At 50.9% G+C, this 25991-nt stretch carries 18 protein-coding genes; 8 read left to right on the forward strand and 10 right to left on the reverse strand.

Going from position 1 to position 25991, the window contains the following annotated elements; genetic code table 11:
• Nucleotides 1-139 precede the first annotated feature (139 nt).
• Nucleotides 140-664: a c-type cytochrome gene (locus CRO57_RS19110; RefSeq protein ID WP_097155087.1), complete on the reverse strand. Its 525-nt coding sequence runs from the start codon at nucleotides 662-664 to the stop codon at nucleotides 140-142.
• 262 nt (nucleotides 665-926) lie between these two features.
• On the opposite strand from CRO57_RS19110, the gene CRO57_RS19115 reads away from it, so the two are divergent.
• On the forward strand, nucleotides 927-1682 hold the full coding sequence (locus tag CRO57_RS19115; RefSeq protein ID WP_244580155.1) for a 3-deoxy-manno-octulosonate cytidylyltransferase: 756 nt from the start codon (nucleotides 927-929) through the stop codon (nucleotides 1680-1682).
• Between the two features lie 92 nt (nucleotides 1683-1774).
• The gene (locus CRO57_RS19120) at nucleotides 1775-2662 is read left to right on the forward strand and encodes a prephenate dehydratase (protein WP_210200942.1); all 888 of its coding nucleotides are present in this window, start codon (nucleotides 1775-1777) and stop codon (nucleotides 2660-2662) included.
• A 171-nt stretch (nucleotides 2663-2833) separates the two neighbouring features.
• Here the strand turns inward: CRO57_RS19120 and CRO57_RS19125 are convergent, their stop codons facing one another.
• Together CRO57_RS19125 and CRO57_RS19130 are read right to left on the reverse strand one after the other, a co-directional pair.
• Entirely contained in the window at nucleotides 2834-4252 is a 1419-nt protein-coding gene (locus tag CRO57_RS19125; protein WP_097155089.1) for an HlyD family type I secretion periplasmic adaptor subunit, read from the reverse strand.
• Nucleotides 4249-6090 carry a type I secretion system permease/ATPase gene (locus tag CRO57_RS19130; RefSeq protein WP_097155090.1) on the reverse strand — a complete coding sequence of 614 codons (1842 nt, stop codon included), beginning with the start codon at nucleotides 6088-6090 and terminating at the stop codon, nucleotides 4249-4251. Before CRO57_RS19130 ends, CRO57_RS19125 begins: the two co-directional genes overlap by 4 nt.
• 228 nt (nucleotides 6091-6318) lie before the next feature.
• Between CRO57_RS19130 and CRO57_RS19135 the strand changes: the two genes are divergently transcribed.
• Nucleotides 6319-8631, forward strand: a complete 2313-nt coding sequence (locus tag CRO57_RS19135; RefSeq protein WP_170956173.1) for a methyl-accepting chemotaxis protein — start codon at nucleotides 6319-6321, stop codon at nucleotides 8629-8631.
• Between the two features lie 61 nt (nucleotides 8632-8692).
• On the opposite strand, the gene CRO57_RS19140 is transcribed toward CRO57_RS19135, so the two are convergent.
• Together CRO57_RS19140 and CRO57_RS19145 are read right to left on the reverse strand one after the other, a co-directional pair.
• Nucleotides 8693-9469, reverse strand: a complete 777-nt coding sequence (locus CRO57_RS19140; RefSeq protein WP_097155092.1) for a beta-keto acid cleavage family enzyme — start codon at nucleotides 9467-9469, stop codon at nucleotides 8693-8695.
• On the reverse strand, nucleotides 9469-10788 hold the full coding sequence (locus CRO57_RS19145; protein ID WP_097155093.1) for an aspartate aminotransferase family protein: 1320 nt from the start codon (nucleotides 10786-10788) through the stop codon (nucleotides 9469-9471). The genes CRO57_RS19140 and CRO57_RS19145 overlap by 1 nt, the downstream gene beginning before the upstream one ends.
• Before the next feature lie 280 nt (nucleotides 10789-11068).
• On the opposite strand from CRO57_RS19145, the gene CRO57_RS19150 reads away from it, so the two are divergent.
• The 4 genes from CRO57_RS19150 (at nucleotide 11069) to CRO57_RS19165 (ending at nucleotide 16260) form a co-directional block, all read left to right on the forward strand.
• Nucleotides 11069-11887, forward strand: a complete 819-nt coding sequence (locus tag CRO57_RS19150; protein ID WP_210200943.1) for a MurR/RpiR family transcriptional regulator — start codon at nucleotides 11069-11071, stop codon at nucleotides 11885-11887.
• Nucleotides 11888-11933: 46 nt separating this feature from the next.
• Complete coding sequence (locus tag CRO57_RS19155; RefSeq protein WP_425291291.1) at nucleotides 11934-12899, forward strand: TAXI family TRAP transporter solute-binding subunit; 966 nt, start codon at nucleotides 11934-11936, stop codon at nucleotides 12897-12899.
• Between the two features lie 314 nt (nucleotides 12900-13213).
• Nucleotides 13214-15826, forward strand: a complete 2613-nt coding sequence (locus tag CRO57_RS19160; RefSeq protein ID WP_097155096.1) for a TRAP transporter permease — start codon at nucleotides 13214-13216, stop codon at nucleotides 15824-15826.
• Nucleotides 15823-16260 carry a universal stress protein gene (locus CRO57_RS19165; RefSeq protein WP_097155097.1) on the forward strand — a complete coding sequence of 146 codons (438 nt, stop codon included), beginning with the start codon at nucleotides 15823-15825 and terminating at the stop codon, nucleotides 16258-16260. The genes CRO57_RS19160 and CRO57_RS19165 overlap by 4 nt, the downstream gene beginning before the upstream one ends.
• 279 nt (nucleotides 16261-16539) lie before the next feature.
• Here the strand turns inward: CRO57_RS19165 and CRO57_RS19170 are convergent, their stop codons facing one another.
• The 3 genes from CRO57_RS19170 to CRO57_RS19180 form a co-directional block, all read right to left on the reverse strand.
• Entirely contained in the window at nucleotides 16540-16929 is a 390-nt protein-coding gene (locus CRO57_RS19170) for a methylglyoxal synthase (protein ID WP_097155098.1), read from the reverse strand.
• Nucleotides 16930-17029: 100 nt separating this feature from the next.
• Nucleotides 17030-17995, reverse strand: a complete 966-nt coding sequence (gene rocF, locus CRO57_RS19175) for an arginase (RefSeq protein WP_097155099.1) — start codon at nucleotides 17993-17995, stop codon at nucleotides 17030-17032.
• 451 nt (nucleotides 17996-18446) lie between these two features.
• Nucleotides 18447-21572, reverse strand: coding sequence for an AsmA family protein (locus CRO57_RS19180; RefSeq protein ID WP_170956174.1), 3126 nt, complete (start codon nucleotides 21570-21572; stop codon nucleotides 18447-18449).
• 267 nt (nucleotides 21573-21839) lie between these two features.
• On the opposite strand from CRO57_RS19180, the gene pgi reads away from it, so the two are divergent.
• Nucleotides 21840-23474, forward strand: a complete 1635-nt coding sequence (gene pgi / locus CRO57_RS19185; protein WP_097155101.1) for a glucose-6-phosphate isomerase — start codon at nucleotides 21840-21842, stop codon at nucleotides 23472-23474.
• Between the two features lie 3 nt (nucleotides 23475-23477).
• Here pgi and CRO57_RS19190 read toward each other — a convergent pair whose 3' ends face one another.
• Nucleotides 23478-25115 (reverse strand): ABC transporter ATP-binding protein, encoded by a 1638-nt coding sequence (locus CRO57_RS19190; RefSeq protein WP_097155102.1) that lies wholly within the window; start codon nucleotides 25113-25115, stop codon nucleotides 23478-23480.
• Entirely contained in the window at nucleotides 25112-25987 is an 876-nt protein-coding gene (locus tag CRO57_RS19195) for an ABC transporter permease (protein ID WP_244580156.1), read from the reverse strand. The genes CRO57_RS19190 and CRO57_RS19195 overlap by 4 nt, the downstream gene beginning before the upstream one ends.
• Nucleotides 25988-25991 lie beyond the last annotated feature (4 nt).

Genomic DNA, 25991 nt, shown 5'->3' on the forward strand with positions numbered 1-25991 from the left:
TGCGCACGATCCTTTATTATGCTCAATTCGAGCAAAAGAAATATAGAGAAGTGGGCGATCCGTCAAGAGAGTTAAAATGCCGATAAAAAAACCGGGCATGGAGCCCGGCTTTTTGAATTTCAATGATGATCTCGGATATTTACTGCAAGCTCTGCAGATAGCTGATCATGTTTGCGCGGTCTTTGTCTTTCTTGAAACCGGCAAAAGACATGGAGGTCTTGCTGATGAAGTCTTTTGGCTTTTTCAGGAAGCCGTTCAGCTGATCGGCATCCCAGGTCTTGCCATCGCCATAAGCCTGCATGGCTGCTGAATATTTGAAGCCATCAACACCGCCTGGCTGACGACCAACAACACCAAAGAGATTTGGACCAACCTTGTTTTTGCCGCCCTGATCGAAGGTATGGCAGGAAGCGCATTTCTTGGTCAGTTTTTCACCTGCAGCCGGATCAGCAGAAGCAAGCAAGGTTGCAAAATCAACTTCTGGCTCGGCTTCTTTGGCTGGTGCTGCATCGCCACCATCATTGTTTGCAACAGCAATTTCAAAACCAGGCTTCTCTGGGGCATCAGCACTGAAAATGAAACTGGATACCATGCCGATGACCATCATGATGATCAAAGACAGCAACAATGCGCCAAAAGCCTTGTTCAATTCGAAAAAATTCATTGGTCCTTGCTCCGGGTTCCTTACCTGGGTCTCGATCCGCCTGTGTGCGTATGCGCAACTCAATTCTGTCTTGCCAACGAGCCCTGTTTACAGGGCAAAAACCAGACATGAAAGTGAGACAAAAAAGCGCTCTTGGCCCCACATGCGTAAGTTAAGCGGAAACTACTAGCTTTTACGGATGAATGTCCATAGGAATAGCGGATAAGATGTCAAGACTTATGCCTTTGACGACACTTTTCATCAAAATCTGGGGGAAATTGACATGTCTCAGTCAATGAATGGAGAAAAAGCAGTAGTTTTGATTCCCGCCCGTATGGCTTCAACCCGGCTTCCGGACAAACCATTGGCCGATATTGCAGGTGAAGCAATGATTGTCCAGGTCTGGAAACGCGCCAAGGAAGCCAATATTGGTCCAGTTGTGGTGGCAGCGGATTGCCATCAGATTGCCCAAGCTGTTCGTGACGCCGGTGGCGATGCAGTTGTCACCAATCCCGATCATCCATCAGGTTCTGATCGTATTTTCGAAGCATTGGAACATATCGATCCCAACGGTGACTATCAGATTGTAGTGAATGTACAGGGCGATCTGCCAACCATAGATCCCGATGCCATTCGCGCCTGCTTTGAGCCTCTGAGCAATCCGGACGTTGATATTGCAACATTGGCAGTCGATATTTCCGATGAGGATGAAAAGACCAATCCGAATGTGGTCAAGGTCGTTGGAAGTCCTCTGAGTGGAAAGGATAGCCAGATGCGCGCGCTGTATTTCACGCGCGCGACAGCACCCTATGGGGATGGGCCGCTTTACCATCATATTGGACTTTATGCCTACCGTCGCTCCGCGCTGGACAGGTTCGTGAATTTGTCCGAAAGTCCACTGGAAAAGCGTGAGAAACTGGAGCAGTTACGCGCTCTGGAAGCGGGAATGCGTATCGATGTTGCCCTTGTCAATGATGTGCCATTGGGTGTCGATACTCCAGAGGATCTTGAAAAGGCACGCAAAGCATTGTCTAAATAGCATTCGAACTGGTCTGATTAGTGAGCAGACCACAATGACAAGGGCGGCATCCGTCGCCCTTTTTTCTTGACTGATGAGGAGAAACAGCAATCATGTCCACCAAGAAAGTCGTATTTCAGGGAGAACCGGGAGCCAACTCGCACATTGCCTGCAATAATGTGTTTCCCGAGTTTGAGGCACTCCCCATGGCGACTTTTGAAGATTGCTTCAATGCCATCCAGAAGGATGAAGCCGATCTGGGTATGATTCCGGTTGAAAATTCTGTTGCCGGGCGGGTGGCCGATATTCATCATCTGATGCCGACATCCGGATTGAACATCATTGGCGAGTATTTCCTGCCTATTCATCATCAGCTTGTTGGCTTGCGTGGCACCAAGCTTGATGAGGTGGAATCCATCCAGAGTCATGTCATGGCGCTGGGGCAATGCCGCAAAGTGATCCGGGATATGGGCGTCAGGGCGGTGATTGGGGCTGATACTGCTGGTTCGGCGCGCCAAATAGCGGAATGGGGAGATGCCAGCAAGGCGGCTATTTCCTCAGATCTTGCCGCCGACATTTACGATCTGGATATCCTGAAACCCAATGTCGAAGATGAAGACCATAACACCACTCGCTTCATCATCCTTTCCAAATATCCAATCAAGGCCGATGCAGGCAATGGCCCGGTCATAACCACTCTTGTGTTTCGTGTTCGTAACGTGCCTGCGGCCCTCTTCAAGGCTATGGGTGGATTTGCCACAAACGGCGTCAATATGACCAAGCTGGAAAGCTATCAGACTGGCGGCAAATTCTTCGCTACCCAATTCTATGCCGATATTGAAGGACATCCGAACGATGCCAATGTCAAGTTGGCATTGGAAGAGCTTGAATTCTTCTCGGCAGAGCTGAAAGTTCTGGGTGTCTACCCCGCTCACGAATATCGCCTTAAAATTGCGGAACCGCAGGAAAACCGGGAGCTGCGCCCAAGCCCCGGCATTTAAAGCGCGTTCCCGAAAAGTTGAAGCACTTTTCGGATAAGAATTCGCTTCAGAACAATGAGTCAAAGAATAGTTTCAAATGAAAAAGCAGGCCTCAGAGCCTGCTTTTTTGTGTTCTGCCAACTCTTCGGTGTGAGCGGAGAGATATGGTGTCTGGATCGGTGCTTCGCGCGATCAGCGTTCCTGAAAGGCCTTCTGGAAAGAGTCAGCCAAAGGTTTCATCAAATAACCAAAGAAAGAGCGCGAGCCGAGCTGAATATAGCTTTCGGCAAACATGCCAGCTTGAATGGGTTGCTCACTGCTTGTGGTATCGAAGCCAAGGCGGACTGAGAAATAAGGCTCGCCAGTTTGCTCATCCAGCGTGGAATCGGCAGCGACATACTGCACTTCTGCCGGGTAGGGATCGACCAGACGGCGATTGAAGGCCGTAATGACGATTTCTGCCGGTTGGCCGACTTGCACACTTGCCACATCTTGCGGAGCGATCCGGGCTTCCACCAGGAAATTGGATTGCACAGGCACAATTTCGCCAATGGTTTCTCCCGGACGCAAGACGCCACCTTCTGTATGGGCTGCCAGTTTGGTCAGAATTCCGGCCACAGGTGCGCGCACCTTGGTATAGGAAACCGCTTTTTCCGCTGCTTTGATTTCTTCCGAAATGGAGCTCAGCTCGGTATGAATGCTGGCCAGCTCGCGTGAGTATTCTTCAATGCGGGAGGACTTAAGCTGTGCAATGCGGCTTTGAATTTCTTCCATTCGCGCCTGAGTTGACCCTTCTTGTGCTTTCAGGGCATTGAGACGCGATTGCGCGCCGAGCAGGCCGGACTCGATTTCCAACATGCGACGTTTGGAGATATAGCGTTCTTTGACCAGGGGTCGGACCTTATCCAACTCTGCCTGTTGTAGTCCGACGAGTTGTTTCTGGTTCTCAATCTGCGGAGCAAGGCCGGTATATTCGCTTTGCAAGGCCGAGTGCTGATTGTTCAAGGACGCAAGTTCGCTGGTAAAACGAGCCATGCGAGCTTCAAATTCTGCCATTTGTTCCTGCTCGACTGGTGTGGAGTTTGCGAGCGGATTGGCAGGTTGGGCAACAACGACTTGAACTGGTTTGCGCCTCGCATTGGGGTCGGGCTTGGGGCGTGGTAAAGGTGGTTGTTTGGCAGTTGTTGCCTTTTTCTCAGCTTGCAGATGCTGGACTTTCTCTGCCTCAAACCGCGCCTTTTGGGCGGTCAGAAGACTGAAGCGTGCTTGAAGGCGGGCAAGTTCAGCTTTGGTCACTTCAGGGGCAATTTCCAGAACGATCTGGCCTTTTTCCAATAGGTCTCCATCTTTGGCCAGAATGGTGCTGACCACACCGCCGGTCGGGTGTTGCAGCAGTTTGTTCTGACCCGCAGCGATGATGCGACCATTGGCAATAACGGCAGATGACAGCGGCATGAAGAGCGCCCAAAGGCAAAAGATCAGGAGTGTGCCAAAGATATAAAAATAGCCTTTCCGCAGGATTGATCCGGTATCCTGACGAACTTGAGACGTCCATGTTGTTCCTTGATCAGGCTGGTTGATCTGGATGTTTTCAGGAGAGGAATGGGTCATGATTTGTCTCCTGATATGATCTCACTCAGTCTCGGTCTTCGCGGTTTAGGGGGCTTTTTTTCCGGATCAAGGGCCGAGATGGTAAAGCCGCGCGCTGGATCATCACCCGTTTTGGTAGATGTCTCAGGTTGAGGTCTTGCTCGATGTATGCGTGCAGGACCTTGAGGCTTCGGAATGCCGGATTGTGGCTTGGTTTGAGATGTTCCGGAGTTTGAAGAAGTCTTCACAGCAGGTGATTGCTGGCGATCAATCTTGGCAAGTTTGCCATCTTTCACCGTCATGACGGTATCTGCAATTTGCAGCAGAGCAGGGCGTTGGCTCACAAGAAAGATCGCGGTTCCCTGCTTGCGCAATTGAGAAAGAATACGCATCAGGCTTTGTTCGCCTTCCTGATCAAGATGAGCATTCGGTTCATCCAGAATGAGCACTTGAGGGTTGGAATAGAGAGCCCGCGCCAAGGCAATACGTTGGCGTTGACCCCCGGACAGGCGTATGCCTTGCGGACCAATCTGCGTTTGATAGCCATCGGGGAAACTATTGATGAGATTATGCACTCCGCCTGATTTGGCGGCTTGCATCAGCTTTTCTTCATTGGGTGCTATATCCATACGGGAGATATTTTCGGCCAATGTACCGGGAAAGAGCATGATATCTTGCGCAATATATCCCACCGACTGACCCCATTGCTCAGACGGCCAGTTGACCTGGTTGCAACCATCAAGACAGATTTCGCCATCACTCGGCGGAATGGCACCCGCCAAAATGCGTGCCAATGTGGATTTGCCAGATCCGGATGAACCGACCAGCGCAAAAATCTGACCAGGCCCAATGGTAAAGGAAATCTCCTTGAGCAACTGAACCGGGCCTTGGGAGCTATCTATCTGATAGCTGACATTGCAAGCTTGTAAAATGCCCTGTGGAGCAGGCTGGGCAATTGGTTCCGTGATGGTGGCATTTTTTTCCAGAAATGCAGTCAGATCCCTTTGGGCCGTGCGGGCGCGAGCGATATTGTCCCAACCTCCGATAACTTGCTCAATGGGCTGCAAAACCTTTCCGGAAATGATCGAGGCGGCGAAGATAAGGCCTGCAGACATATCGCCTTGTAGAACCAGATAACCGCCCCAGGCCATGATGCCGATTTGCAGGATTTGGCGAATGGCTCGGGAAAGGCCAAAATAGAATGCATTGCCAAAACCGGCCTCATCATGGGCGTTCAGGCTGGCTCCAAACATTGCTCCCCAACGTTGTGCCAGACTTGGCATAAGGCCCATGGCGCGGATGTCTTCCGCACGCTCAAAGACGGCGGACGCGAACTGCATGGCATTGCTTTGATGATCTTGTGCATTGTTCTGAGCGTTAGCCATGTTGGTCTTGTTCAACAGAGCGATGGTGCCGAGAGCTGCTGCGCCCAACAAGGTCAAGAAACCGATTTGGCTGTGAACAAGGAACAGAACGATGACGAAGAAGGGAACAAAGGGAACATCAAAAAGTGTGACGAACGATCGTCCGGCAAGAAAACCGCGCAAACTGGAGAATTGCCGCAACAGACCATTGGCTTGTGCTGGATGATCAGCGAGTTTCGCAAATAGCTTATCAGCATTTTGAGTTGCGAAGCGAGCAGCAAGACGCAATGCGAGTTTTGAACGAATGGATTCTGAAGCACCGAGTAGAACAAGCAGCAAAATTGCAATCAAGGTCAGATAGAGCAATGTCTCCTGACTGCCAGAGGACAAGACGCGGTCATAAACTTGCGTCATGTGAATGGGTGCCACTAGCATGAGCAAATTGGAGATGACGGAGAATATGATCAGAGGCTTGAAAAGGGCCAAATGTTTCATTGCTGGGCTTTCACGCAAAACAGAATTGAGTGCAGGCTAGCAGAATTCTTCTAATAAATGGTTCGTCCGGCAAGTATCTCAAAATTATGAAAAGTATGGTTGTATTATGTGCATTTTAAGCGGAAAAATTGAATGAAATAAGTAATAACTAACTCATAAATGATGTTTGGTAAGATTGCATAAACGAAATTGCAGCACTCTTTAATGCAACTGAAAGAGGGTGGGAACATGAAAAAATCCATTCGACTGCAAATTACATCATTAGTATTTGTACCGATCATTGCTGCTTTTCTATTTGCTGGTATTGCTGTTTGGGAGAAATATACCGAATTGGCGCACCATGACCAAATGAAGCCACTTATTTATTTGGCAGAGGATGCGTTTGATTTGGTTGAGGCCATTCAGGTGGAGCGCGCCAAGAGCTCAAAACTTGTGGAATCGAAATTCGATCCCGCCTATATGCCTGAAGTCAAAAAAGCACGGCAGAAAAGCTCTCAAGTCATCAAAACATTTGATGATCATGTAGCCCAGTTGCAATTGAGCAACAAAAGGCTGCTTTCTGAGATCAAGCATGTATCCAAGGCGATTCACGAGATAGACGGGATCCGCAGCTCGGTTGACAAGCAGGCTTTGACCACCGCTCAAATCAAGAAAAACTATACAAAAGAGATCAAGGAATTGGTGCACCTGATCGCATTGGCAATTGAAGCCAGTCCCTCTCCGGAGATCAGTGCTGAACTGGTGCCCTATCTTGCCCTCACGGAAGCGTTGGAAGCAGGAAGTCTTGAAAAATCCCTGGGTTATAACCTGCTACAACAAAAGAAAGCGGGTTCGGTCGATCTTCAGACCTATGTGGCTTTCATGAAAGCCTATGGTGGCGAGCTTGCATATTTGAAGGAATTTTCGGCAGTTGCGCTCAAAGAGCAGGTCGCGCTATTTGATCAGGTGGTAGCCGGACCGGCCGTTGCCAAGGTGGAAAAAATCCGCAAACTGCTGCAAGTCATCGCGTTGAGCGATAAAGCGGAAATGGTTGAGGGATCAGAATGGTTCAAGGCCAGTGTTGAGCGCCAGGACAAGATCCGCAAGGTCGCCAAGGATCTGGTTCACCGGGCAGAAGCTGCGATGGAAGCCGATGTGGCCGGTTTGGAAAACCATATCATGTGGTTGTTGGTGGCCAGTGCAGTGATGCTTGTTCTGACTGTGACCGCTGTTGTCTTCCAAGTGCGTTCGGTTACGTCTCAGTTGCAATATCTTAGAGATAGTATCTCGCGGATTGTTGGTGGTGAGCTGGATTTCGAGATTGATCATACCGAGCGTGATGATGATATCGGAGATATTGCCAAGGCAATTGTGGTCTTCCGCGAAGCCTCGTTGGAGCGGGTACGTCTGCAGGATATTGCTTTGCAGAAGCAGGATATGGACGTGATGCGTCAGGATCAGATGCAGAAACAGATCTCCGTGTTCCGAAGCTCCGTTGATGAAGTCCGCGGTGTCCTGACAAATGAAACCGGCGCGATGGCGGAGACATCCAGTGGTTTGATGAGTTTGGCGGATGAGGCATCACAATCTGCCAATTCTGCGAACGAGGCCTCCAGTATGGCATCAACCAATGTGCAAACTGTAGCGGCTGCTGCGACCCAGATGGCGGCATCAATTCAGGAAATTGGTGAGCAGATCAATCGGGCATTGAGTATCTCGACCAATGCCACCGAGGTCGCGAACAGCACGAATGACAGCGTTTCCATGCTGTCAGAAGGGGCAGACAAGATTGGTGAAGTGATCGAGATGATTCGGGCAATCGCTGAACAGACCAATCTGCTGGCCTTGAATGCAACGATTGAAGCGGCTCGTGCAGGTGAAGCTGGTAAAGGTTTTGCGGTTGTGGCGGCGGAAGTGAAGGAATTGTCTACGCAAACTGCGCGCGCCACAGATGAAATTGCTGCTCAGATTGGTGACATTCAAACCTCCACCACGAAGGCGGTGCAATCCATCAAGGAAATCAGCTCCAATATCAATGATGTATCGGAGGTCACCAACGCCATTGCTGCTGCGGTGGAGGAACAAACGGCAGCGACAGCCGAGATTTCCGAGAGTATTGGCAGAGCTGCCGATGGTAGCCAATATGCGACCGATAATGTCAATGTAGTGTCGCAAGCGATTGAACAAACCCGTGATCAGTCAGGTCGGGTTGGATCCGCTTCAGAGCAACTGACCGATGTTACTGGTCGTCTGACTGATCTGGTTGCCGATTTCCTTGTAGATGTTCAAAAGGATGTTGATGATCGCAGGGATGCAACCCGCCGAATTGTTGAGGGAGATGTGAGCGTGGTTCGCAACGGTCAGGCAATCAATGGCTGGCTGATCAATGAAAGTGATGGCGGTGTTGCCCTTGCTGGCATTGAAGATGTGAAAAAAGGTGAACGGTTCGCAATTGAACGCAACGGGCTTCGTTATGATCTGGAAGTCGTCTGGAACAATGGCGAACGGTGCGGTTGCCGAATTCTGGAAAAAATCACATTGAAACAAAACACCGCTGCCTGACTAATCAATCAGGCTATCATGAAAACAAAACAGCCATCCGATGAGAATGGCTGTTTTGTTGTTAGAGTGAGCGGGCGCGTAGCTCTGTAATCAGTTCTGTCACACGGGCAGCATTGTCTGGTGCGATGGAGCCATCTTTCATATGCAGGTTGTTTTCAAAGCCGATGCGGGCCTTGCCACCTGCTTTGATTGCGGCGAGGAGACATTCGGTCTCTTGCTGTCCAAAGGCACAACATCCCCAATCCAGATCGATGCCTTCAAACGCATCAAGGCTCTGCATGAATGGTTGCAGATCGTCCGGGTTGGAGACCTGCCCAACACTGTAGCGCCCCAATACGAAGAGAAGCTGCAGATTTGTGGCTGGAAGTGTCTCATCCTTGATCAGTCTTGCCAGCGTGGCGGCGTCCTGATCGTCATAAAGAATATGTTGAATCTCGACGCCTTTTTCTGCCTGCTCCCAATAGAATTTTGAAACAGCGCTATTTTCTCCTTCGCTTAGCATTTCGCGAATGGAGATGGAGACGGCTTCAGGATCAGAGTTGCGCACAATGGCTCGCTGCTCTTCCGGAGAATAGATGCCAACGGCTTCGGTCGTGATCTGCACCCACATATCGGGCACTTTCAGTGTCAGCTCGGCTTGCAGCTCACGATACAGGCCTGCATCCAACAGATGTTTTTGGTCCTTGTCACGAACATGGGCATGGATACCATCAGCTCCCGCATCAAAACAGGCTTTGGCTGTTTGCACCGTCTGTTCAATGGTCACCGGCAGGGACGGATGATCTTTGCGCGTGCGGCGAGCCCCATTGGGGGCCACCAGAATATTGGCCAACGCCATTAGAGCACCTCTTCAATCGCAATTTTGAGCTTTGCGATGATCTCATCTATATGCTCATCTTCCATGATGAACGGAGGGGCCAGCAGGATATGGTCACCATTTACGCCGTCAATGGTGCCACCCATCGGATAGCAGGCGAGACCCGCTTCGAACGTGGCTTTCTTGAGGGCTTTATTGATGGATTTGGACGGAGCAAAAGGTTTCTTGGTTTCGCGATCCTCAACCACTTCGATGCCGATGAAGAGGCCACGACCACGAATGTCGCCAATATGCGGATGCTGACCAAGCTCTCTCTTGAGCGCAGCTTGAAGTTTTTCCCCCATTTTGCGGCAACGCTCGACAAGCCCCCCATCGGTCAGCTTGGTGATGACGGCGAGGGCGGCAGCAGAAGCAGTTGGGTGGCCGATATAGGTGTGACCATGTTGAAAGAAACCTGAACCATTTTCAATCGCATCATAGATCTTACCGGCACAGAGCATGGCACCAATCGGCTGATAGCCAGCGCCAAGACCTTTGGCGATGGTGATCAGATCAGGCGAGATATCCTCTTGCTCGCAGGCAAAAAGGGTGCCGGTGCGGCCCATGCCGCACATGACTTCATCCAGCATCAACAGGATGCCATATTTGTCGCAAATCTCTCGAATGCGTTTGAAATAACCTTCAACAGGAGCAAGGGCGCCAGAGGTAGCACCAACGACCGGCTCGGCAAAGAAGGCCATCACGTCTTGTGGTCCGACACGTAAAATCTCTTCTTCCAGCTCATTGGCAACGCGCTGACCATATTCAAACGCAGTCTCGTTCTCCTTGCGGTCACGATATTCATAGCAAGGAGAGATGTGGCTGGTCTCAATCATCAATGGTGAGAAGGGCTCGCGACGCCAAAGATTGCCACCTGTTGCCAGAGCGCCAAGCGTATTGCCGTGATAGGACTGGCGGCGGGCAATGACCTTGTGACGTTGTGGCTCGCCAATCTCGATGAAATATTGTCGAGCCAGTTTTAAAGCAGCCTCAACGGCTTCCGAGCCACCAGAGACGAGATAGACGCGCTCGATACCTGCAGGAGCATGTTCGATCAGTTTGTCCGCCAATGCTTCAGCCGGTTTGGAAGTGAAGAAGCCCGTATGGGCGAAAGCCACTTGGTCGACCTGATCCTTGATTGCCTGTGTCACGTCCGGATCGCTATGTCCCAGACAGGAGACAGCAGCACCTCCTGAACCATCGAAATATTTCTTGCCATTGGTGTCATAGAGATAGACACCAGCGCCGTGTTCGATCGTGGGATTATTGGCCTTGGTATGTCTCGGAAATAGATGGGACATGTTTGTCTACCTGTCGCTGGACCGTTCTTGTTTCAGTGTGAAAGGCTGGGCTTGGGGCTGGCTCTTTTGTCCGCACCAGTGTCCAGTTGCTTGCTTTGTTCGGTAAAAAGTAAGAGATACATTTGTTTCACCTGTTGACAAGACATAAAACACCTGAAACTTTAGGAAAGTTGCGAAATGAGGTAAAAAACACACAGAAAAGCTTATTTCGTCATTTCGGGAGGATAGGGCTCTGCAAGAAATATCGGTAGAGGATCGGATTGCTGGCAAATACAGCAATTTGAGCGAAAAGTTGCGTCTGGCCGCCGACTTCGTACTGGAAAACCAGTTCGAAGTGGCAACGCGCAGCCTGCGCTCAATCTCCGCTACCACCAAACTTGCACCAGCGACGTTCTCTCGGTTGGCCCGCTCTTTGGATTTTGAGTCTTATGAGGAGTTGCGAGAGCTTTGCCGCAAGGCGATTGGACAATCTCGAGTGACTTTCTCTCAAAAAGCAGAATTGCTGCAAGATCTCGCCGAGGAAGGTGAAACGCCATTCCTGCATCGTCAGGCCAATGCTTGTTTGACGAATATTTCGCAGGTCGCCTCCGACAGTGACCTCGTGCGTCTGGAACAAACCGCTGATACCTTGACTGATGCACGCAGGGTTGTGTTGTTTGGCGGCTTTGCATCGACTGGAATTGTCGAATATTTTGCCTATTTGGCCAATTTTTTTACCACCGATTGGCGCATTGCCGGGCGTATGGGAGCGTCCTTGAGTACCGCGATCGCTGATCTGGAAAAAGGGGACGCTCTTGTAATTATCACCAAGCCACCATTTGCGCGCCGTTCAATCATGGCTGCGAAGATGGCCGCCGAGCTTGGAGTATATGTAGTTGTTATTACAGATAGTTACAGTTGTCCCGCTTTGGAATTTGCATCCACATTTTTCATCATTCCATCCGAGAGTCCGCAATTCTTCTCTTCTTATGTTGCCACTCTTATGCTAATTGAGACTTTAGTAGGAATGCTGGTTGCTCGAGCTGGAGCTGCTGCGCGGCAACGGATTGAGGACGTGGAGCGACGCAATCGGTTGCTGGGAGAATTCTGGGAAGGTTAGTCCAGCGCCAATACAACGACTTTTCAACTCTAGGGAGAAACACATGTTGAAAAATGTAAAATTGACGGCCGCTTTGCTGGCTGCCGGTGTGGCTTATTCCCCAGCCGCTTTTGCTGAGGAATTCATCACGATCGGTACAGGTGGTGTGACTGGTGTGTATTACCCGACTGGTGGTGCCATTTGCCGTCTGGTTAACAAGAGCCGTAAAGAGCATGGCGTTCGTTGTTCGGTAGAATCCACCGGTGGTTCTGTATACAACATCAACACCATTCGCGAAGGTGAGCTGGAATTCGGTGTGGCTCAGTCTGATTGGCAGTATCATGCTTATAATGGTACTTCCAAGTTCAAGGACAAAGGCAAGTTCGAAGATCTGCGTGCAGTATTTTCCGTGCATCCAGAGCCATTCACCGTTGTTGCCCGTGCTGATTCCGGCATCAAGAATGTTCAGGATCTGAAAGGCAAGCGCGTTAACATCGGCAACCCGGGTTCCGGTCAACGTGGCACCATGGAAGTTCTCATGGAAGCTCTGGGTTGGAAAACCTCTGATCTGGCACAGGCTACCGAGCTGAAAGCTGCTGAACAGTCTGCTGCTCTGTGTGATAACCAGATTGACGCAATGGTTTATACCGTTGGCCATCCATCCGGCTCCATTCAGGAAGCAACAACAGCTTGTGATTCCGTTCTGGTAACCGTAGACGGCCCTGCTGTTGAGAAGCTGATTGCTGACAACAGCTACTACCGTTCTGCTACCATTCCTGGTGGCATGTATCGTGGTAATCCAGATGATACAACCACCTTTGGTGTTGGTGCGACCTTCGTATCCTCTGCAAAAGTTTCTGAAGACACCGTTTACACTCTTGTAAAATCCGTCTTCGAAAACTTCGATGCATTCAAGAAACTGCATCCTGCATTTGCCAACCTGAAACCGGAAGAAATGGCAACCGCTGGTCTGTCTGCTCCTCTGCATGCTGGTGCAGCAAAATACTATAAGGAAAAAGGCTGGATTAAATAATCTGCCTTTCCGGTCCGCTCGTTGGAGGCTAGGGACTTCAACGAACGAGCAAATATTGGGGGCGACGAGTGCAATCGTCGCCCCTTCTTGCATTAATGGATGAGTTGTGGCTTCAACGCCTGTCTTTATGCAATGAGACCCAAAGTTAACAAACGGGTCTTGAGCTTGGGATGTGTGATTGTCTTATCAGGGTGGGCTCTTACCTTGTATTGAGGGCGTTTGAACAGGTCGTTGGCGGGACAGGAAACCTGACCCGTGCACGGGCAAGCCGCCATGAGGGATTGTCGATTATCGGCAATCAGGGGGAATAATTAATGACTGACAAGAATGTAAAGGGTCAGCCGCTTTCCGAAGAGGAATTGCAGGAACTGGTAGCGGCCAGTGACGCGGGCTCCCGAAATCCGGCTGGTGCGGTTGGCATGTTGCTGGCCACATTGGCCGTGATCTGGTCTTTGTTTCAGGTTATCCTGGCCTCTCCAGTCTCTTTTTACATATTGCCCGGAGATCTGATCAACAATTCACGCCAGATCCATTTGGCTTTCGCCATCTTTCTGGCCTTCATGGCCTATCCTGCGCTGAAAAACAGCCCGCGCCATTATATCCCGTTGCAAGACTGGATCCTCGGCATCGTGGCGACTTTCATTGCGCTGTATGGCTTCATTTTCTATCAGAAAATCGTCGATAGTGGTGGTCTGGCTGATGATACGGACAAATGGTTTGCACTTGCTGGCCTGCTGCTTCTGTTCGAAGCTGCCCGTCGTGCTCTTGGCCCTGCCATGGCCATCATTGCAACCATCTTTTTGGTCTATGTCTTCTTTGGATCCGCTGAATGGGTACCGGAAGTCATTCGCTGGAAAGGTGCATCGCTGAAAAAAGCCATGAGCCATATGTGGATCACATCCGAGGGTGTGTTTGGCATTGCGCTGGGCGTTTCCACCAAGTTTGTCTTCTTGTTCGTTCTGTTCGGTGCCTTGCTGGATAAGGCAGGAGCAGGCAACTATTTCATCAAAATGGCTTTCGGTGCCCTTGGTCACCTGAAAGGTGGGCCTGCAAAGGCTGCTGTGGTTGGTTCCGCTGCGACCGGTTTGATTTCCGGCTCGTCCATCGCAAACGTTGTGACCACCGGTACCTTTACGATTCCGCTGATGAAGCGCGTTGGCTTCTCATCCGAGCAAGCGGGCTCGGTGGAAGTGGCGTCTTCGGTGAACGGTCAGATCATGCCACCGGTCATGGGGGCTGCGGCCTTCCTTATGGTTGAATATGTGGGCATCTCCTATGTGGAAGTGATCACTCATGCTTTCCTGCCTGCGATCATTTCCTATATCGCTTTGGTATATATCGTTCATCTGGAAGCGGTGAAGCGCAATATGCCGGTGATCGGTCACAAGGCAGTGTCTACTGCTCGCACAGTCATGGGAATGCTGGGCTTCTTCGCTCTGTTTGCCGGAATCTGCTACGGCGTGAAATTCCCAGTTCAGGCCATTGTGGCGCTTGTACCAGCTGGTTCCAGCTGGATTTTGGCAGCCATGGTTGCTGTTGCCTATATCGTGTTGCTTAAGATGGCAGCGGGTGTTGATGATCTGGTGCCGGATGATCCAAATGCCAAGGAAGTGACATTGCCGGATATCGGTGAGATCTATAAAGCTGGTCTTTATTATCTGCTGCCGATCATCGTGCTGGTTTACTTCCTGATGATCGAGCAGAAATCTCCTGGTCTGTCTGCATTCTGGGCAACGGCTTTGTTATTCTTCATTCTGCTGACCCAGCGTCCGTTGAAAGCCATCTTCCGTGGTGAGAGCCGCACCGTCGAAGCCTTCAAGGAAGGCGTTGGCGATATGGTTGTTGGCTTGATTGATGGTGCGCGCAACATGATCGGCATCGGTCTGGCAACGGCAACTGCTGGCGTGATCGTTGGCACGGTGACACTGACTGGCATCGGTCAGGTAATGGCAGATCTGGTGGAATTCATTTCCGGTGGTAATCTGGTTCTGATGCTGATCTTCGTAGGTATGCTCTCGCTCATTCTGGGCATGGGCTTGCCAACGACAGCCAACTATATCGTTGTGTCATCGCTGATGGCTGGCGTTGTGGTTGAGCTGGGAGCGCAGTCAGGTCTGATTGTGCCATTGATCGCGGTGCATTTGTTCGTGTTCTATTTCGGGATTATGGCAGATGTGACGCCACCGGTTGGGCTTGCTTCCTTTGCGGCGGCGGCTGTATCCGGGGGTGATGCGATCAAGACCGGTTTCACGGCGTTCTTCTACAGTCTTCGGACCGTGGCCTTGCCATTTGTCTTCATCTTCAACACCGATTTGTTGCTGATCGATGTCAATTGGTATCAGGGCATATTGGTGGCCATAATAGCCACGATAGCCATATTGGTCTTCACGGCCGGTACCATGGGCTATTTTGTCACTCGCAGCCGGATCTATGAATCTGTTGCGCTTGTCCTGATTGCATTTGTGCTTTTCCGTCCTGACTTCTTCATGGATCGCATTCAACCGCCTTATGTCGAGGTGGAAACCTCTCAATTTGCTTCCAGCCTTGGAAATGCTGCCGAAGGGGACGAAATGCGCGTCATCGTATCCGGTCCGGATTTCGATACCAGCAATATCAAGGAGACCACCCTCATTCTTACAGCAGGTAAGGAACAGGGCGGTGAAGCACGTCTTCAGGCCATGGGCCTTGCGACTCTGGAAGAGGATGGCAAATTGAAACTGGATGAACCATTCCCAGGTACTGCTTTCTCCAAGAAGTTGGAGAGTTTTGATTTCTATGGGGATGAGCCGGTGGTGATCAAATCAGCCAAACTATCTGCTGAGCAATTGCCTAAAGAACTGATCTTCATTCCAGGGCTCTTGCTGCTGGGCCTCATCTACATGGCTCAGAAAGGCCGTGCACGCAAGGAAGAAGGAGCAAACGCATGACCAAGTCCATTCTTTGTGCAGTCGATATCTCTCAAACCTCGAGCGAAGAGGAAGTGCTGAAAACAGCCGCCAAGTTGGCTGAGCTGGATGGGGCATCGTTGGATATTGTGACTGTGGTGCCGAATTTTGGAATGAATCTTGTCGGAACTTATTTCGACGAAAATTTCCAGAAACAGGCGGTCAAGGAAGCCAAAGAGCGGCTTCATGAAATGGTGACCAGCGTGTTGGGGGCAAAATGGGACGAAAAGGTACGCCATATCGTGGCGGCTGGTTCCATTTATGAAGAGATCCTGCAACTGGCCGATCAGACCAATGCAGATCTGATTGTCATTGGCGCGCATAAGCCGGATTTGAAAGACTATCTGCTCGGACCAAATTCGGCCCGAGTCGTGCGTCACTCCACATGTTCGGTCTATGTGGTGCGTGAAAATTAGACTCATTTGCAAAGTTCAAAAATAAAAAAAGCCGCTCTATTCCAGAGCGGCTTTTTTATGGATTTCCCTCGGCCGTTTCTCCCTATACCAAGGAAGAACATGCAGCCATGGTATTTCCGAAGGGTTGATCCGACCGACTGTCCGCAAGGTTAGTGATCCTCGATGAGATCATGGATGACTTGACATATGCCTTGGCGTTTTAGTTGCTGTGTTTTTTATTGCGGTGTCAACAAGAGAACCCCTTGGTTCTCCTTGACAATATTATTTTGTTCACTTCATTCAGTCAGGTCGTGTCAGCCCCTGAATGACAAAGTTGGCCGTTGATGGACTGTTTGCCATGGGAAGATCATAAACGGTTGCAAGACGGGTGAGCGCCTTGACATCAACATCATGAGGCATTGGCGACATGGGATCGATGAAGAAGACCAGAGCTTCCAGCTTTTTTTCAGCGATCATTGCGCCGATCTGCTGATCCCCGCCCAGAGGGCCGGAAAAGAGTGGTGTCATATCCAGCTCTGGAAAATTATCGAGAATCCGTTTGCCTGTGGTGCCGGTGCCAAAAAGCTGTGCTTTTGAAAGCGCTTCTCTATGCACTCCGACCCATTCGATCAGATTGTCTTTCTTGGCATCATGGGCAACGAGGGCGATGCGGAGTTTCTTATCGCTCATTGAGAGTGTCTTTCGCTTTTCTTTGCTTGGTTCTCGGACTTGGGCATGAGCCTAACACTTGATTTTGAAAAGCAAAAGACAGATTGCTCAACGGGCTGGTTTAGTGATGCCTATCCATCGTGTTGCGGTGGTGGCGGGTCGGCCTATCAAAGATCTTGCGGCCAAAGAGCGAGGCTGCAAGATCGGTGAGGAGTTCGGCTGTCTTGCCGCGCTCATCGAGGAAGGGGTTCAGTTCCACGATATCCAAAGATGTAACAAGACCGCTTTCGTGCAAGAGTTCCATGATCAGATGGGCTTCGCGGAATGTCGCTCCACCAGGCACAGTGGTGCCAACTGCGGGGGCGATGGAAGGGTCGAGAAAATCCACATCCAGACTGACATGAAGCAGGCCATTATTGGCCTTCACATCATCGATCAGGCGTTGCAAGGGCTTCATGACACCGATCTCGTCGATCAGGCGCATATCATTGACATGGACCTGATGTTTTTTGAGCTGGACGCGTTCCTCAGCATCCACGCTGCGGATACCGATCATATGGACATGGGTTGGATCGACCGGACAATTTAACTTTGGTTCAAAAAGATCAGACAGTTCCGGCAGGCCGCAAAAAGCAGCAACGGACATGCCATGCATATTTCCCGACTCGGATGTTCCGGGGCTGTTGAAATCGGGATGGGCATCAAGCCAGAGCACATAAAGCGGGCGATCTTGACCATTGGCGTGCTCAGCCAATGCTGCAACGGTTCCGATGGATAGTGCATGATCTCCGCCCATGAAGAGAGGGAAACAGTTATCTTGCAGCATTTGTGCGGCTTTGGCCTGAATGGCGCGCGTCCAACCAGCAATTTCGGATGCATTCAGCGCGTTGCCACTGAGTCTGAAGGCATCATCAGCATTTTGCGGCCGTACATTGCCGTAATCACGACTTTGAAAGCCCATGGATTGCAGGGTTTGGATAAGGCCTGCTGTGCGCAGGGCATCGGGACCCATCAGGCAACCTTTCTCATGAGTGCCGTCCTGCAGGGGAATTCCAAGTAAGCCGATTGTTTGCTGCTGGTTCGCCATTGCTGCTTCCTGTTCTTGCCAATCTCTGTTGGATCATTGGGGATTGGCTTTCAGTAGAGCGAATTGAGATGTGAAAATGAAGACATCAAGCTGAGTAAATATGCGTAGACTTCTGGCAATTTGTAAGCTGTGATTGATTAAAATGTCATCTTTGCTCTCACGGCTATTCCTGATCCTGCGATCAGGGCCTGCGAGGGCGCGCAGTCAAGCTGCGGTCACCTATCGGTTCCCGACAGAAGCCTATGTTTCTGCCGAATTCATCTTCCTTGAGAGAATTGCTAGAAACAAGAACTCGTAAAAGGAAATCCTTCCATTTACGATGGTCGATAGGCAAGCACACTGCGCGTCCCCGAAAAGTTGCAGACTTTTCGGATCAGGATTCGCACAAAAGCACGTGCCCTCGCAGGCCCGAGCAGATGCGAGGAATAGCCGCTAAGAAAAAACTATAAACTTAATTCCCGAACAGGCCTTTGGTGATGCTGTTGAAGAGCTGCTGTTCAACCGGTTGTTGTTTCTGAGGTTGGGTATTTTGCTGCCCCTGCTGCTGATTGGGCTGGCCCTTTGGTCTGATGAACTTGTTCAGATCAATGCCCAGCTTTTCACCTTGCTTGGTCAACTCCTTGGAAATGTTCTTGTCCAACTTTTGCAGACCCTTGGCGGCTGCTTTCCCGGCTCCGCCAAGATTACGCAGGCCTTGCAGAACGGCTTGCGGATTTTCCAAAATGCCTGGTAGATCCGGATAGATACGAGGTTTTGCCAGTTTTCCTTTGATGATAATCGGGATCGGTACGCCATCTGCATTGACCAAACCACCTTGACCTCTGAGTTTCGTTACCAATTTTGGTGTGGCTCTGTAGTTGATACGTTGATGGACCAGATCGATTTGACCAGCGCCAGTCATGCGCACCAGCGGTCCGAGCATTTGAAGATCCTGATTGGTAGCAATACCGTTTTTAATGATGAAGCTGGCCTGAAGTGAGCTGAAATCTGTATTTTGAGCTGAAGATGAGGCCCAACCCTCCAAGATATTACCACGCAAGGAGCGGAGCATTTGCGGAATATTGATACCGCGGATTTGTCCATCACGAATGGCAAGATTGGTAGTGCCATTCAAATTGCGGATCAAATCCGCCCGACTGGCTCCTGTTGTGGTCAGCGATAATTGAGTGCCGCCTCGGCCACTTAAGGATTTCATTCCAACGGCATCACGCAGAAAATATGCCATCTGCATTTGGCCAAGAGAGAAATTGGCGGACATTTGGGCGGGTTTAGCTTTGGCATTGAGGCTAATGCCGCCAGTGCCGGTGCCTTCATAAAGTGACAATTGATCCAGGCTGGCTTGCAATTGGCCATCTTTGAGGCGGGCGACCAGACTGACTTTTCCGGTCACAATATCTTTCGCAATCAGTGAATTGGCTGAGAGTTTCAGATCTGCATCGATGGCATTGAGGCCGGAGAAGTCGATTGGGCTGTTATCTGGAGCTGCTTGCGAGCGGGATGTCTTGCGCGAACCACTACCGGAGGCGGCACTGCCTGTGCGGCCTTGCTCGGTGCCATTGCCCATCAATGGCGTGATGTCAAGCTTGTTGAAGGCAAGGGACGCACTGATCACCGGTTTGGCAGCTGTATTGATGCTGAGATTACCGTTGCCCTTGGATTGGCCAAAGCTCAATGATAATTGCTCCAGCGACGTATTGGATGGACTTAGGGCCAGATTGGATTGAACACTAATTGGAACATTGGGAGTGCCTTTGCTCACCACCTGACCCAGCCAGCCCATCAGGGCGCGGCTGGAAGGAGAAGACAGCGCAATTTTACTCCCGTTCAAACTCAGATTGTCAGGCGAAAATCGGCCGGACAAGCTTGCATTCAAAGGATTGGACCGTAAAGTCACACTCGCGGGGATCGCCTGATTGGCCAAAATTTCCGCCAAGCCAATGCGACTGTCATATGTGATTGTTTCGCCATTCCAGTTCATACGGCCGGAAAGAGCCAGAGGTTTGTCCAGTCCCTGCAAACGAGCGCGAAGAGAGAGTTTGTCAATCACGCCACTTTTCCTGTTTGGAATGGCACTTTGCAGGGCTGGGACCGAGATTCTGCCTTGAGTGAGGTTTACTTCGCCAGCCAGATTGGCGCTTTTTTTCAGGATATCCGGTTCCAGACCTCTGGCGGCAAAGTTGATATCGGCCGAAACCATGCCCTCAGCCGGACTTTGCTGCCCCGCTAGCTTTGCCAACATTGGAAGATCCAGTTTGTTGGCCTTCAAAGACCCTTCCCAAATCAGATCCTTGACCGAGCCGTGCAGATTTGCACCAATGGATCCTTTCGCAACTGCGGCATGGTCCAGATTGGCCCGCATCCTGCCATTGATGAGAGTAGCCAGCAGTTTGACTTTGTTGATCTGAATGCCCTGAGTGATCAACTGTTTGGCGCGCAGATCAAGGGTGGCATCGAAGGCAGTGAGGGCTGACAGATCGGGAACATTTCTGGCCGATGATCCTGCGTCTTTCGATGAGGAAGCTTGTGTGTTGCCAGCCTGTTGCTTGGCAGTGGAGGATGTAGCAAGCAGTTGATCTAGATCGAGACTATCAATATCCATCGCCAGCCGTAGAAGAGGATTTTGAGCCCCTTGTGCTGTGAAGAAGCGGGCGGCGGCAGAAAAGCCCTGCTCTCCCAATTTGCCTTGTATGGAGCGCAGTTGGACTTCTTGTTGTCCAGCAATGATGGATGTGGTGATCTGGGCTGTGTTGGCATGAAGCGCAGGAGCAGAACCACTTAACCAGGCGAGGAGTTCTTTGAGCTTTTGGCTTTGCAGCTTGAGATTGCCGCTTAGCATGGTAGGGCTCTTCAGGGCCAGATTGGCGTCCAGTGACAATTGATGCAGATCGCTGGATGAAATCAGGGATAAGCTGGTTTCCTTTCCATTGATGGCATTGGAGACATGCGCAATCTGTCCGTTGAGTTGCAATTCTTTGTCTTTGAACAGCAAAGAGCCGGACAAGATAGCCGGACCGTTGAAATCCGGGATGGAGAGATCAGCATCGAGTTGATTTAGCAGGACAGAGGTCTCGCCTGTCTCTGATAGCGAGACCAAACTGGCGTTGCGCAATGAAAGACGCTGTACGCGCAGGGATGAGAGATCAATGTCACCCGAAGAGGATGATCCTGCATTTGCTGGCTGATCCTGTTGTTCTGCCAATGCCCGGATTGGATCGTCTTTTGGTGAGGGTTTGCTCTGAGCCAGGGTAAAGGTGGGTCGATTCAGTGTTATGGCACGAATATCTGCCTGGCCTTGCAGAAGCGGGCTTAGCGCAAGCGCGAAATCAAGTTCTTCGACATCAAAAAGGGGCTTGTTGTTCTGATCCTGAAGAGAGACAGTCTGGGCGGAGAGCTCCAGTCCCGTGATCAGGGACAAGGATACATCGCCACCAATTTGCAAGGTCATGCCAGTTTGGTCTTTGACGAATGTTTGCACCTGTTCTTTCAAAAGATCGGTCGACAAAAACAGGGGAGCGACAAGCAACAGAACAATCACGGCTCCAGTCAAACTTGCAAGACTGATCAAAATTTTTCGCATTGTGTGACCTCCCCATTTGACCTGTGTCGTCAACACCCCGACAATCAGGCAGAGCTCGCGAATCAAACCCATCTTATCTGATAGAACATAAGTATGGTGAGTTTGGGTTGAACAGAGCCTGAAGACACGCGCTACCTGCCGAAAAAAGAAGAGATATAATACTCGCTGTAATGTCTTTTCAATGAAACCGGTGTAGGAGTGCGCGATAAACCTGTTTGTCGCGAGAACATTCATTGGTTCGAGATTCTTGCGATCCCGCCCGGTTTTATGAGGTTGACTATGGCATCTATGGAAGTGTTGTGGGGTGATTTGCTTCGTCACCGTGCAGATTTTGACAAGTTTCACCTACGATCTGCTCTTGCAGACGACCCCTACCGCTTCAATCGTTATTCCATTGAAATGGAAGGTGATTTAACGCTCGATTACTCCCGTCATCGTATTTCTGACAAGACTCTGCTTCTGCTGGAAAGCCTGTTTGAACAGGCGGAAGTACGAGGACGTTTTGCGGATATGTGTGCGGGCAAGATCATCAATGAAACTGAACATCGAGCTGTCCTCCATACGGCCTTGCGCGGTGGTGTTGATGAAGTGAGCGTCAACGGTCAAAATGTCACCAAGGATGTTGAGGAGGTCAAACAGCGTTTTCTGGCGTTTGCCTCAGGCGTGCGTGATGGCACCATTCGAAGTCATACGGATGAGGCATTCACCGATGTCGTCAATGTAGGGATTGGTGGCTCGGATCTCGGCCCCCGTATGGTCACGCAGGCCTTGAAAGGCTGGACGGATGGTCCCAATGCGCATTTTGTTTCCAATGTGGATGGTGCCCATCTTGGTGATTGTCTGGAAAACTTGAACCCGGCAACAACATTGTTTTTGGTGGCGTCCAAGACCTTCACCACTCAGGAAACCATGGCCAATGCACGAGCAGCCCGAAATTGGATTGTGAGTACATTGGGTGAGGATGCTCCCGGCGCGCATTTTGCAGCTTTGTCGACGAATGCTGATGCTGTGCAGGCTTTTGGTATATCGACGGAACGAATGTTTGAATTTTGGGATTGGGTAGGTGGTCGCTATTCAGTCTGGTCGGCGATTGGCTTGCCGGTTGCTATTGCCATCGGGCCTGAACGCTTTGAGGAATTCCTCTCTGGCGCCCGAGCAATGGATGAGCATTTCGCTACTGCGCCGTTCCGCGCGAATATGCCAATGATGATGGCTGCTCTCAGCCTCTGGTATCGCAACATCTGGGCGTGTGGTACCCAGGCCATTCTGCCATATGACCAACGGCTTGAAAATTTCCCTGCCTTCTTGCAGCAGTTGGACATGGAGTCAAACGGCAAGATGGTGCGCCAGAATGGCAAACCGATCTCCCGGCCAGCATCGCCGGTGATTTGGGGTAGTGCGGGAACGAATGGCCAGCATGCTTTTTATCAGAGCCTTCATCAGGGTGCCGATATGGTGCCATGTGATTTCCTGATTGCTGCCAAACCCACCGATGCCTCAGAGGATCAGCATGAAATGCTGCTTGCAAATTGTCTGGCGCAGATCGAAGCCTTGGCCTTTGGGCGTAGCGAGGAAAATGTACGTGCTCAATTGGCAGCTGAGGGGATGAGTGATGACAAGATTGATCGTATTGCGCCGCACCGCACATTTGCGGGCAATCGCCCAACGTCATTGTTGCTCTATGAGCAATTGACGCCACATATGCTGGGCCGTCTGATTGCGCTCTATGAGCACAAGGTCTTCGCGCAAGGTGTGATCTGGGGCGTGAACAGCTTTGATCAATGGGGCGTTGAACTCGGCAAAGTCATGGCCAATCGATTGCTCGGCTCTATTCAAAGTGGGGAAAAGGGCGAGGAGGATCCTGCAGTCTTCCAACGCCTGATGTCTTATCGAGCAGATTGATCGTTAAGCCGAATTTCTGCGTCGCTGAATGGTGGCTTCCAGATTGGGAGCCGCTGCAATCAGGCTTTGGGTATAGGGATGAGTGGGGTTGTCAAACACCTCACGCGTCTTGCCGCGCTCGATAATCTGACCCTGATACATGACCAGCACTTCGTCAGTGATCTCGCGCACCACGGATAAATCGTGGCTGATGAAGAGATAGGCAAGATCCAGCTCCTCGCGCAGCTGGGTCAGCAGATCCAATATTTGAGCGCGAATGGAGACATCCAAAGCAGAAACAGGCTCATCGGCAATGATGATTTTTGGTTTGGTGATCAGAGCTCTTGCAATGGCAAGACGTTGGCGCTGGCCACCTGAAAATTCATGCGGATAACGATGGGCGTGTTTTGGATTCAGTCCCACTTGGTTGAAGACCTGCGCGACTTTTTCTTCCCGCTCTTGTGCACTTACACTATGGCGATGCAGATGCAAGGGTTCAGCTACACTGCGTCCCACCGGGTGGCGTGGGTTGAAGCTACCATTGGGATCCTGAAAAACAATCTGGATATCCTTGCGCACTGAGATTAGATCATCCCTTTGGGCAGTAAAGGGATTATGATCCCCCACCAGAAGGCTTCCTTTTTGCGGAGCATCCAGTCCCAGCAATGTGCGGGCAAGGGTCGATTTTCCGCAGCCGGATTCTCCGACAAGTCCGATGGATTGCCCCCGATGGATGGCCAGATCAAGGTGATTGACTGCACGAAAATGCCGCTTCTTGAGATAAGGGAACTGGCGCGGCAAAGAATAGTCCCGTACGATCTGGTCGGCACTGAGAATTCTGTTTTCAGCAGAAAGACCGGCATCATCATAAAAAAGAGGCGGTTTGGTGCGGATGGGGCTATGGGTCGATGCTTCGAACAGGTTTTGGCTGTAAGGATGACTGAGCGTGTCGAAAAGCTGTGGCACCGGGCCTTGTTCGACAATTTCGCCTTCTTTCATGATGGCGATGTGATCGGCCATATCAGCTACCACTGCCAGATCATGTGAAATCAACAAAAGGGCAGATTGCTCCTCCTCCATTAACTCCTTGAGCAGCTCGAGGATCTGGGCCTGAGTGGTCACATCCAAAGCCGTGGTGGGCTCATCAGCAATCAGCAAGGCCGGTCGCATGGCTATGGCGATGGCAATGACCACACGCTGGCGCTGACCACCGGACAATTGATGTGGATAGCGATTTGGTGAATAGCGTGCGGGAGACAGGCCAACCCGTTCCAGCAAGTGATGGCTGTGTTGCTCTGCTTCTTTTCGGGTCATATCCCGATGCAGCAACAAGCTCTCTTCTATCTGGTTCCCCACTGTTTTGAGCGGGTTGAGAGCGGTCATGGGTTCTTGAAAGATCATGCCCATCTGATCGCCGCGTCGCTCGCACAGCTGTTTCTCATCCAGTTTGGTCAACTCTTCTCCATCCAATGTGATGGCACCTGATAGATGACTGTGATGGGGTAGCAGGTGCATGATGGAAAGGGCAGTCATGCTCTTGCCAGAACCGGATTCGCCAACCAACCCTAGGCATTTACCTGCTTCCAGAGACAGATTGATGTTGTTCAGAATCGGTTTGTTCTGAATGGATAGATTGAGGGAACGGATGGAGAGCAGGCTCATGATAGCAGATCCCCATCTTGGCGTTGGCGGGTCTTGGGATCGAGAACATCGCGCAAGCCATCGCCAAGCAGGTTCAGCCCCAGAACGGTGAAGATTATGGCGAGGCCTGGGATGATGGCCAATTGTGGTGCGAAAGCCATCATGGTTTGGGCTTCGAACAGCATCTTGCCCCAGCTTGGCATCGGTGGCTGAGTGCCGAGCCCTACATAGGACAGGCTGGCTTCTGCCAAAATGCCCAAAGAGAATTGAATGGTGCCCTGAACAATCAACAGATTGGCGATGTTGGGCAGGATATGCTCCCAGGTGATATGAACCGCATTCTTGCCCGACAGGCGCGCAGCGAGAATGAAATCGCGTGTCCAAAGGCTGAGGGCAGCTCCGCGGGCAAGACGGGCAAAGACCGGGATATTGAAAATGCCGATGGCGATGATGGCATTGATCGCACCAGGTCCAAGCAAAGCTGTGATCATGATGGCGGAGATAAGAGCTGGGAATGCGAAGATGAAATCACCGGTTCGCATCAAAGCTTCGTCCAACCAACCGCCTCTTGCTGCAGCCCATGTGCCAATGGGTACACCCAGTCCCATGCCAATACCAACGGCAACAAGCGCCACTGCAATGGAATTGCGAGCGCCGAGCATGATCATGGAGAAAAGATCGCGGCCATATTGATCAGTACCCAGCCAATAATCACCACTGATGGGTTTCAGGCGTTCCATGATATTGACGCTCAATGCATCATGGGGTGTCCAAACGAAGGATAACAGCGCCAGTGTGATAAAGACGAGGGTGATCAGGCCGCCGATCAGCAGAGATGGCGAGCGCAGGGCATTGACCCTGATGGCATTCTGTTGAGACATGCTTTCTGACATCAGC

The sequence above is a fragment of the Cohaesibacter gelatinilyticus genome (genome assembly GCF_900215605.1).
Classification (GTDB): Bacteria; Pseudomonadota; Alphaproteobacteria; order Rhizobiales; family Cohaesibacteraceae; genus Cohaesibacter; species Cohaesibacter gelatinilyticus.

What these genes read in the sequence shown, in the direction of transcription:
- CRO57_RS19165 (WP_097155097.1), top strand. Translation starts at nt 15,823, where the DNA reads ATGACCAAGTCCATTCTTTGTGCAGTCGATATCTCTCAAACCTCGAGC.
- CRO57_RS19160 (WP_097155096.1), top strand. Translation starts at nt 13,214, where the DNA reads ATGACTGACAAGAATGTAAAGGGTCAGCCGCTTTCCGAAGAGGAATTG.
- CRO57_RS19190 (WP_097155102.1), bottom strand. Translation starts at nt 25,115, where the DNA reads ATGAGCCTGCTCTCCATCCGTTCCCTCAATCTATCCATTCAGAACAAA.
- CRO57_RS19115 (WP_244580155.1), top strand. Translation starts at nt 927, where the DNA reads ATGTCTCAGTCAATGAATGGAGAAAAAGCAGTAGTTTTGATTCCCGCC.
- CRO57_RS19120 (WP_210200942.1), top strand. Translation starts at nt 1,775, where the DNA reads ATGTCCACCAAGAAAGTCGTATTTCAGGGAGAACCGGGAGCCAACTCG.
- CRO57_RS19110 (WP_097155087.1), bottom strand. Translation starts at nt 664, where the DNA reads ATGAATTTTTTCGAATTGAACAAGGCTTTTGGCGCATTGTTGCTGTCT.
- CRO57_RS19125 (WP_097155089.1), bottom strand. Translation starts at nt 4,252, where the DNA reads ATGACCCATTCCTCTCCTGAAAACATCCAGATCAACCAGCCTGATCAA.
- CRO57_RS19180 (WP_170956174.1), bottom strand. Translation starts at nt 21,572, where the DNA reads ATGCGAAAAATTTTGATCAGTCTTGCAAGTTTGACTGGAGCCGTGATT.
- pgi (WP_097155101.1), top strand. Translation starts at nt 21,840, where the DNA reads ATGAGGTTGACTATGGCATCTATGGAAGTGTTGTGGGGTGATTTGCTT.
- CRO57_RS19130 (WP_097155090.1), bottom strand. Translation starts at nt 6,090, where the DNA reads ATGAAACATTTGGCCCTTTTCAAGCCTCTGATCATATTCTCCGTCATC.
- CRO57_RS19140 (WP_097155092.1), bottom strand. Translation starts at nt 9,469, where the DNA reads ATGGCGTTGGCCAATATTCTGGTGGCCCCCAATGGGGCTCGCCGCACG.
- CRO57_RS19195 (WP_244580156.1), bottom strand. Translation starts at nt 25,987, where the DNA reads ATGTCAGAAAGCATGTCTCAACAGAATGCCATCAGGGTCAATGCCCTG.
- CRO57_RS19170 (WP_097155098.1), bottom strand. Translation starts at nt 16,929, where the DNA reads ATGAGCGATAAGAAACTCCGCATCGCCCTCGTTGCCCATGATGCCAAG.
- rocF (WP_097155099.1), bottom strand. Translation starts at nt 17,995, where the DNA reads ATGGCGAACCAGCAGCAAACAATCGGCTTACTTGGAATTCCCCTGCAG.
- CRO57_RS19145 (WP_097155093.1), bottom strand. Translation starts at nt 10,788, where the DNA reads ATGTCCCATCTATTTCCGAGACATACCAAGGCCAATAATCCCACGATC.
- CRO57_RS19135 (WP_170956173.1), top strand. Translation starts at nt 6,319, where the DNA reads ATGAAAAAATCCATTCGACTGCAAATTACATCATTAGTATTTGTACCG.